Annotated in this window: 7 protein-coding genes and 1 pseudogene; 5 read left to right on the forward strand and 3 right to left on the reverse strand. The window is 65.1% G+C overall.

Annotated elements, in window-relative coordinates; genetic code table 11:
- A pseudogene (locus VN047_RS05050) lies at positions 1–199 on the forward strand (thiamine phosphate synthase); the annotation flags it as partial.
- On the opposite strand, the gene VN047_RS05055 reads toward VN047_RS05050, so the two are convergent.
- The gene (locus VN047_RS05055; RefSeq protein ID WP_325540658.1) at positions 172–834 is read right to left on the reverse strand and encodes a hypothetical protein; all 663 of its coding nucleotides are present in this window, start codon (positions 832–834) and stop codon (positions 172–174) included. The pseudogene VN047_RS05050 and the gene VN047_RS05055 sit on opposite strands and share 28 nt — an antisense overlap.
- Positions 835–1,162: 328 nt before the next feature.
- Between VN047_RS05055 and VN047_RS05060 the strand changes: the two genes are divergently transcribed.
- The 4 genes from VN047_RS05060 to holA are packed head-to-tail and all read left to right on the forward strand — an operon-like array spanning position 1,163 to position 5,810.
- The gene (locus VN047_RS05060) at positions 1,163–1,624 is read left to right on the forward strand and encodes a DUF3576 domain-containing protein (RefSeq protein ID WP_325540660.1); all 462 of its coding nucleotides are present in this window, start codon (positions 1,163–1,165) and stop codon (positions 1,622–1,624) included.
- Positions 1,625–1,673: 49 nt separating this feature from the next.
- Positions 1,674–4,238: a leucine--tRNA ligase gene (gene leuS / locus VN047_RS05065; RefSeq protein ID WP_325540662.1), complete on the forward strand. Its 2,565-nt coding sequence runs from the start codon at positions 1,674–1,676 to the stop codon at positions 4,236–4,238.
- 1 nt (position 4,239) lies between these two features.
- Positions 4,240–4,782: an LPS assembly lipoprotein LptE gene (lptE, locus tag VN047_RS05070; RefSeq protein WP_325540664.1), complete on the forward strand. Its 543-nt coding sequence runs from the start codon at positions 4,240–4,242 to the stop codon at positions 4,780–4,782.
- A complete protein-coding gene (holA, locus tag VN047_RS05075) occupies positions 4,779–5,810 on the forward strand; it encodes a DNA polymerase III subunit delta (RefSeq protein WP_325540666.1) in 1,032 nt (343 codons plus the stop codon). The genes lptE and holA overlap by 4 nt, the downstream gene beginning before the upstream one ends.
- Here holA and VN047_RS05080 read toward each other — a convergent pair.
- Both VN047_RS05080 and VN047_RS05085 read right to left on the reverse strand, forming a co-directional pair.
- Entirely contained in the window at positions 5,807–7,630 is a 1,824-nt protein-coding gene (locus VN047_RS05080) for a sodium:proton antiporter (protein ID WP_325540668.1), read from the reverse strand. The genes holA and VN047_RS05080 overlap by 4 nt on opposite strands.
- Positions 7,631–7,746: 116 nt before the next feature.
- On the reverse strand, positions 7,747–9,217 hold a 1,471-nt coding region (locus VN047_RS05085), incomplete at its 5' end, for a TonB-dependent receptor domain-containing protein (RefSeq protein ID WP_325540670.1).

The following is a 9,217-nucleotide window of genomic DNA, read 5'->3' on the forward strand; positions in this document are numbered from 1 at the left end:
GGCGTGGTTGCGGCTGGCGCGATTGTCGGGAACGCAGGCGATTGCGCTCGGCGGGATGACGGCCGCCCGCGCGCGAAGCCTGAACCGCGCAAGCGGGATCAGCCCCGGCTGGGCGGCGATCGATGCGTGGACCGAAAAGCGGGATGAAAAAGCGGCGAAATGCCGGACGCGTCAGAAACGGAGGGCCGTCCCGACATAGACCGCCTGGCTGTCGCGCCGCGAATCGGTCAGCGGTTCGACACGATCGTCGCTCTTGTACCGGACGCCTGCGGTGACATCGATATTCTTGGTCAGGCGATAGCTACTGACGACGTCGACGGCGGAGGCTTCGCCCGGCGCGGTCACGCGGTCGGTTGCGCCACTCGGGTCGCTCGACCGGTTGATCATGCGCGTCGCGAAGCGCGACTTCTTTTCATCCTGTTCGGGCGCACGGGCGACGGGCAGGTTCCTGAGATCGGTGCCGCGTGGCAGCGACGGCGTAACGAATTTTTCAAATCCGACCGACGCGCCCAGATTATATTTGACCGGCGCGATCGCGATCGGCGCGGTGCGCCCCGCGGCGATCGCCGAGGTCCGCGCCGCGCTCGAAGCGTCATCGCGGGCGCGAATCACGACGGTGATCGCGCGCTGCTTGCGGCTCTCGTCGGTCATCGCGGGTGTGAAAGTGAAGCTGCCGCGCTGTTCGGCGGACATTTTCGCATAGCGTGCGATCAGGCGCGGGTCGCCCGATGCAGGCGTGAATTGGCCGAGCAATGCTTCGGAAAGCGAGGTATCGCGGATGCGGTCGGCGCGCGACATCGCTGCCAGCGCCGGCGGCAACGCAAGCGAAACCACCGCCAAAGCAGTGAGACCAGCTTTCCAAAAATGTCGCGATGTCCGCGCCATTGCTTTGCGACTCCAACCCCAATCGACTCGTCAGATAGGACTCCTGCGGCGATATTGCCAGCGAATCCCGCCGATTTATCTTACCCAAAACGCTTTTCACCGAAATTGTTGCGCGATCACCACAGTCGCGATCCAGTCTGACCAGAATCTGAACCGACGCAAAGCCGGAATTGCCGTGCTTGCCGGACGGCGGCAAGGGCGATAGAGACGCTGGAAATTCCGTTATGCGCGGCCCGGTTTTCCGCCCGGCGGCGCTCAGAGATAAGGTGTTTTCGACATGTTCCAGCTTTCCGTCCCTGCCAAGCTCGCTCGCCGCCCCGCTGCGTTCGCGCTGCTCGGGCTCGCGGCGCTCGGCCTTTCGGCCTGTGCCGGCAAGGAACGGCCGCGCGCCGATCTGGCGGCCAGCCAGGTGACCACGATCGGCGTGAACAGCTATCTGTGGCGCGCCTCGCTCGACGCGCTGTCGTTCATGCCACTGCTGCAGGCCGATTCGTCGGGCGGCGTGGTCATCACGGACTGGTACGCGAATCCCGGCAATGCCAACGAGCGGATGAAGGTGACGGTGTCGATCCTCGACCAGGATCTGCGCGCCGACGCGCTCCGCATCGCGGCATCGCGCCAGGTCGCGCAGGGCGGCACCTGGGTCGATGCGCCGGTGCAGGCGGCGACGGTGCAGAAGCTTGAGGAAATCATCCTTACCCGCGCCCGCGACCTGCGCCGCTCGGCCATCAGGAACTAATCCGGCGGCGCGGACACGCGCCCAGACAGACTAACGGGGTAAGCAGACAATGACCCGCGAAACGCGCTTTGGCGCCCTCGCCGCCGATGCCCGCTGGCAGGCCGCATGGGACGCCGCGAACAGCTTTGCGACCAATGAAACGGGCGGCGCCAACGAAGGCGATCGGCCCAAGGCCTATATCCTCGAGATGTTCCCCTATCCGTCGGGGCGCATCCACATGGGGCATGTCCGCAACTATGCGATGGGCGACGTGCTCGCGCGCTTCAAGGCAATGACCGGGCACGATGTGCTCCACCCGATGGGCTGGGATGCGTTCGGCATGCCCGCCGAAAACGCCGCGATGGAAAAGGGCGTCCACCCCGGCGGCTGGACGCGCGACAATATCGCCGCGATGCGCAAGCAGCTCAGACGGCTCGGCCTCGCGATCGACTGGAGCCGCGAACTCGCGACATGCGAGCCCGATTATTACGGGCAGGAGCAGGCACTGTTCCTCGACCTGTTCGCCGCCGGGCTGGTCACGCGCAAGCACAGCTACGTCAACTGGGACCCCGTCGATATGACCGTGCTCGCGAACGAGCAGGTGATCGACGGTCGCGGCTGGCGTTCGGGCGCGCTCGTCGAAAAGAAAAAGCTGTCACAGTGGTTTCTGAAGATCACCGATTTCGCCGAAGAGTTGCTCGAAGGATTGGGCAGCCTTGAAAGCTGGCCCGACAAGGTACGGCTGATGCAGGAAAACTGGATCGGCAAGTCGCAAGGCCTTGAATTCAGCTTTAAACTGGCGGGCGGCGCGACCGGCTTCGACGTCTTCACGACGCGCCCCGACACGCTCTATGGCGCAAGTTTCGCGGCGATTTCGCCCGACCATCCGCTCGCCGAGAAACTCGCGAAGGATTCGCCCGAGCTGGCCACTTTCATCGAGGAATGCCGCCGTCAGGGCACCGCCGCCGAACAGATCGATACCGCCGAGAAGATGGGCTTCGACACCGGTATCGCGGTCGAACACCCGCTCGACCCGAACTGGCACCTGCCCGTGTGGGTCGTAAACTATGTGCTGATGGACTATGGCACCGGCGCGATATTCGGCTGCCCGGCGCACGATCAGCGCGACCTTGATTTCGCGCATAAATACGGGCTGCAGGTTCACCGCGTGATCGCCGATGGCGACGAGACCGCGCAGCATTTCACCGGCACCGAGGCTTACACCGGTCCCGGCAAGCTGGTGAACAGCCACTTCCTCGACGGAATGACCATCGACGAGGCGAAAGCCGCCGTCATCGCGCGGTCGGAGCATGAGGGCTGGGGCAAGGGCACGACTGTATGGCGCCTGCGCGACTGGGGCGTTTCGCGCCAGCGTTACTGGGGCACGCCGATCCCGTTCATCCACTGCGATGCATGCGGCACGGTGCCGGTTCCGAAGAGCCAGCTCCCCGTCGTGCTGCCCGAAGATGTCGATTTCAAGGTCCCCGGCAATCCGCTCGACCGCCACCCGACGTGGAAGCATGTCGCGTGCCCGAACTGCGGCGGCAAAGCGCTGCGCGAGACCGACACGCTCGATACCTTTGTCGATTCGTCCTGGTATTTCCTGCGCTTCGCCAGTTCGCCCTCGGACAAGCCCTTCGATCCTGAAGTCATCCGCCGCTGGCTGCCCGTCGACCAGTATATCGGCGGCATCGAGCATGCGATCCTCCACCTGCTCTACGCACGCTTCTGGACGCGGGCGCTCAAGAAGATGGGGATGATCGACATCGCCGAGCCCTTCGCCAGCCTGTTCACGCAGGGGATGGTGACGCACGAAACCTACAGCCGCTCGCAGGGCGAGGGTCTGCCGCCGCTCTTCTTCACGCCCGACGAGATCAGCCGCACCGCCGATGGCGCGACGCTCGAATCCGACGGCGCGCCGGTCGATGTCGGCCGCGTGATCAAGATGTCGAAGTCGAAGAAGAATGTCGTCGATCCCGACGCCATCCTCGATCAATATGGCGCGGATTCAGTGCGCTGGTTCATGCTGTCCGACAGCCCGCCCGAGCGCGACCTGCCGTGGAGCGAGGCTGGCATCGAGGGCGCATGGCGTTTCGTCCAGCGGCTGTGGCGGATTTTCGGAGATACCGAAAATATGGGTGACGGCAGCGAGGACAAAGGCCTCGCGCGCAAGCTGCACCAGACGATCGCCGGCGTCGCGATCGATATCGAGGCGCTGGGCTTCAACAAGGCGGTCGCCAAGATCCACGCGCTCGCGAACGAGATTGAAAAGGCGAAGCCCTCGGCCACCCGCGCCGAGGCGTGCCGCACGCTGATCCTGCTTGTCGCGCCGATGCTGCCGCACCTCGCCGAAGAGGCGTGGGCCGCGCTTCCCGAAAGTCAGCGCACGACAGCGATGATCGCCGACGCGGCGTGGCCGACCGCCGATCCGGCACTGCTCGTCGACGACGAGGTGACAATCGCGATCCAGATGGCCGGTAAGCTGCGTGATACGATGACGCTCGCCAAAGGCCTCGACAAGGAAGCGGTGGAAGCCGCCGCGCTCGCACGTCCGCGGATCGTCGAACTGCTCGGCGGCGGCGCGCCAAAGAAGGTGATTGTGGTCCCCGACCGTTTGGTGAATATCGTTCCCTGATATGCGCGTTCTTCTTACCTCCTCGCTCGTCGCCGCTTCGCTGATGCTCGGCGGCTGCGGCCTGCGTCCCCTGTACGCAAATGGCAGCAAGGGGGCGGTGGCACAGGTGCTCGCCGATATCGATGTCGCGGCGATCGAGGGCCATTCGGGCTGGCTCGTCCGCAACGCGCTTCGTGACCGGCTGCAAGCGACGCAGGGCGGAGAAGGCGCGGGCAAACGGCTGCGGCTCGACGTACGGCTCGAAGATTCGATCACCGGCTTCGGCGTCCGCGCCGACGATGCCGTTACGCGCGAACGCCGCACCCTGCGCGCGCGCTACCAGCTCGTCGATGCCGCGACCGGCGAAGTGATGCTCGACGCCACGGCCTTTTCGGACGCGGGTATCGACGTCGTCGGCAGCGAATATGCGACGATTGCTGCCGAAAGTTCGGCGCTCGAACGGCTGTCTTCGGCGGTCGCCGACCAGATCGTCGCGCGGCTTGCGGTCTTCGCGAACCGCGGCGGCGGGCAGCCGGCGGTGGTTCCCGCGCCCCCCGGGCAATGAAGACGGTCAAACCGAACGAACTCGAACGCCAGACGCGCCTCGACCCCGCGGTTCGTTTTACACTCCTCACCGGCCCCGACGAAGCGACGATGGAAGCCGTCGCCGCGCATCTGATCGGTCTCGCGGGCAAGGATGCCGAACGGCTTGACCTGACAGGCACGCAATTGTCGCAAGACCCCTCGCTGCTCGCCGCCGAAGCCGTGTCGATGTCGCTCTTTTCGTCTGCGCGTGTGATCAAGGTCGAACTTGCCGGCAGCGGCGACGATGGCCTTGCAGCGGTCGAGGCGCTGCTCGCCGCCGAAACCGCAATCAATCCGGTGATCGCGACCGGCGCGTCGGTCACCGCCAAGTCGAAGCTGGTCAAGTTGGTCGAGGGTTCTTCCCATGCCGTCGCCGCGATCTGTTATCAGCCCGATCGCCGCGCACTCGTCGGAATCGCGATGGCAGCCGCCGAAGAGCAGGGTCTGCGGCTCGCCAACGCCGAAGCCCAGCTGCTCGTCGATCTCGTCTCGGGCGATCAGGCGCTGATGCGGCGCGAGATCGAGAAGATCGCGCTGTATCTGGACGCCGGCCCCGACCGGCAGCGGCAGGTGACCGCCGCCGACATCGCCGCGCTCGGCGCCGCGACGCACGAGGAAGACGTCAGCGAGTGCATCAATGTCGCGCTCGGCGGCAAGGTGCGCGAGATGCCCGCGATGCTCGCAAAATCTGCGGCGGTCGGGGTTGCCGAAATCCGCATCATCCGCGCGCTGGGCATTCGGGCGATGCAACTCGCACGGCTCCGCGCCGAGGTCGATGCCGGCGCGCATCCGGCCACGGTGGTGTCGGCGCGCACCAGCGGTGTGTTCTGGAAGGAACGCGACGCGGTGACCGCGCAGCTGCACATGTGGGATTCGGTGCGCGTCGCACGCCTGATGAGCCGCCTCCTCGACTGCGAACGCGCGCTCAAATCGTCGGGCACCGCGGGCGCGGTGCTGTTCCGCAAGCTGATGACCGATATCGCGCACCAGGCCGCGCGCGCGCGCTAGACGCCCTCGGCGGGCTCCGCAGCCTTTGCAGGCCTCGCCACCGGGTCGGGCGGAACAAAGGTCCAGATCGTGTCGCCGGGTTCGACCGGCGGACGGTGCTGCATCGAAAAGACCGCGAGCTCGCCGTTGGCGCGCGCGACCGCCAGACTGTCGCCGCCCGACGCCTTCATCCGCGCCACGAATTCGGCATAGGTGAATTTCTCGGTGATCCGGGTGCGCCCGAAACTCCAGCCGGCCTGCAGCCGGTCGAGTTGCTCCTCGATCGGGGTTCCCGACAGCGTCAGCACCCGACCGCGGCGCTTCGTCCCGGTCTGCGCGGTCGCGAGCATCCGGCTGACCCGCGCGTGGCCGATCTCGGGCGCCAGCTCGCTGCACACCAGCGCATTATAGCTGTCGTTATCGGTCGCCGCGATCAGTTGCTGATACTGGCCCATGTCGAGTTCGTCGTCATGCGCCTCGTCCAGTATGTCGCCCTGATAGACGGGAAGGTCGGCCCGGCGCGCGCGGCGCAGCGCGAATTTGCTTTCGTCGGCGATCAGCACGTCGCTGCCCTGTTCCTTGACGAATTCGGCGAAGGCGATCGTCCAGCTGTTCGCGCCGACGAGGAGCACGCCATTCCCCTTGCCGCGGTCGAGCCCCAGCCACCGGGCGAAGCGCGCCGCGGTGAAGCCATGCGCGAAGATCGTCGCGATGACGACCCCGAACCCCAGCGGCACCAGCGCTTCGGCGCCGGGAACGTCATAGTCCGACAGACGCAGCGCGAAGAGGCCGGTCACCGCGACAGCGACGATGCCGCGCGGCGCGATCCACGCGATGAACAGCCGTTCCCTGAAGGGAATCCGCGTAAAGAGCAGCGCCGTCATGATCGTCAGCGGCCGCACGACGAACAGCAGCAGGAGGAGGAAGAAAAAGAAGCGGAACTGGAAATTCTGCACCACCTCCCAGTCGAGGGTCGCCGAAAGGATGATGAACACGCCCGACACGAGGAGGACGGTCAGATCCTCCTTGAACCGCATCAGGGTCCGGCTCGAATCGGTCTCGCGGTTTGCCATCACGACCCCCATCACCGTCACGGTGATCAGGCCCGTTTCGTGCATGATGACGTCGGAAAGGACGAAAACCGCGATCACCGTGGCGAGCAGCACCGGCGCCTTCAGATATTCGGGCACCCAGCCGCGCGGGAAGGCCCAGGTCAGGGCGAAACCGGTCGCACCGCCGACAAGGACCGCGAGCATGCTCGCGGCAACGACATCGATGACGATCGAGCCGGTGTTCGCCTGCGCCCCGCCGTGAATGATATAGGCATAGATGCCGACCGCGAGCAGCGCGCCGATCGGGTCGTTCACGATCGCTTCCCATTTCAGGATATGCTTGACGCGCGGCGTGATGTTCAGCGTGCGGAGCAGCGGCATGATGACGGTGGGTCCGGTGACGACCATCACCCCGCCGAACAGCGCGGCGAGTTCGAAGGGCAGACCCGCGCCATAATAGGCCGCGGCGGTTCCCAGCACCCAGCCCACCGGCACCCCGATGAACACCAGCATGAAGACCGCGACCCCCGCATGGCGCAATTCGCGGAATTTCAGGCTCAACCCGCCTTCGAACAGGATCACCGCAACCGCGAGCTTGATGATCGGTTCGCGCAGCGCGCCGAAATCGCGTTCGGGGTCGATCAGCCCCAGCACCGGCCCAGCTATGATCCCCGCGACGAGCATGAGCGCGATCGCCGGCTTGCCCGTACGCCAGGCGATCCATTGCGCCCCGATGCCGATTACGCCGATCAGCGCGATTTTGACGAGCAGGGAGTCGATCGCAAACATGATCCGGACCCTATGCCATGGCGCGGGAAAGGTTCCAGAAAAAGAAACCGCCCGCTCACCTGGGTGAGCGGGCGGCCTGTCTTGCGGGATTTGCGTCCCGCCGGACTATATGCGGCTTAGAACTTGCCGCGCAGCGTCACGCCATAGGTCCTCGGTTCGGCGAGGAACTGCGAGAAGATCTGGCGCCCGCCCGGATATTGCGGGTCGGCAAAGGCCCCGCTGACGCCGCCTTCCTGGAACGGCGAGTTGAAGGCGACCTGCGAATATTGCTTGTTGAACAGGTTCTGCGCCCAAAGTTCGATCCCCCACTTCTCGTCGGGACCACGGACACCGACACGCGCATTCACGATGGCATAGCCGTCCTGTTCCTTCTGCGGGAACAGGTCCGACCCGGTGTTGTAGTCGCTGGTCATACGGCCATCGAGATAGACGAGGCCGGTCAGCCCGCTGCTCCCGATGTCAGGCGTCCAGGTCACGCTGCCGGTCGCGACGAGTTCAGGCGCGTTCGACAGATTGTTGCCGGGCAGCAGGCGAAGCGCTTGGTCAAGCGGCGCGCCCGACTTGTTGCCAACCAGATTGTTGCGGTATTTGGTGTTGGCATAGGTCAGACCCGCGGTCATGCGGAAGTTGCGCGCCGGAACCAGCGAAGCCTCGAGCTCGAAGCCTTCGGTCCGAACGCCATAGCCGACATCGCCCGACGGGCAGACGCCGGTGGTGTTCGCCGGCGCAGGATTCGTCGGCGTGGGGGCGATATAGTTGGGCGTGCCGGGGAATTTGTTCTGGTCGCGATCTCCGCCGTTCAGGTCCGACGAGCATCCATTGACCGTCTGGACGAGGAACACACTACCGTTGAAGGTGTTGAGCTGGAAGTTTTTGAAATCCGACCGGAACAAGGTGATCCCGAGGCCAAACGGACCCGTCGAATATTTCGCCCCGATTTCATAGCTGTTCACCAGTTCGGGATCGAATTGCAGGTTGCTCACCAGTGCCTGCGCCCCGCCGAGCGCCGCAAAGGTAGTGGTCGGCGTGAGCACCCCACCCACCATCGTATATTGAATCGGGTTCTTCAGCGCCGAGCGGTCGAGGTTGAAACCGCCCGCCTTGTAGCCGCGAGCGAAGCTGGCATAGACCATCAGGTCGTCGACCGGCTTGTACGACAGGATCGCCGTACCGGTCCATTCATCCTCGCTGCGGCTGTCGTTGATCGACACGCCGTTGAGTTCGGCGGTCGAATTGCCCTGACACGCAAGGCCGACGAGGCCGCCCGACACCGCCGCGAGCGCAGGGTTGGTCAGGAAACCGCCGACGAGGTTCTGGACGTTGACGCACGCCTGATTGTCGTTGGTGAACGCCGCCGAGAATTTCTTCTTGTCGTGGGTGTAACGCACGCCCAGCGTCAGATCGAGCTTGTCGGTGATGTGGAAGATATTGTGCGTGAACAGCGCCCAGTTGGTGTCCGTCTGCTTGTAGCGATCGTTGATGCTGCCCTTGTCGCTGATGCCGTCGAGCTGGTCGAGCGCGGCGTAGATCGCGGGCGACGCCGCACCGAACGCCGCCGGACGCGCCGCGACGCAGCCGGGCGAGGTC

This window comes from Sphingopyxis sp., assembly GCF_035565275.1.
Classification (GTDB): Bacteria; Pseudomonadota; Alphaproteobacteria; order Sphingomonadales; family Sphingomonadaceae; genus Sphingopyxis.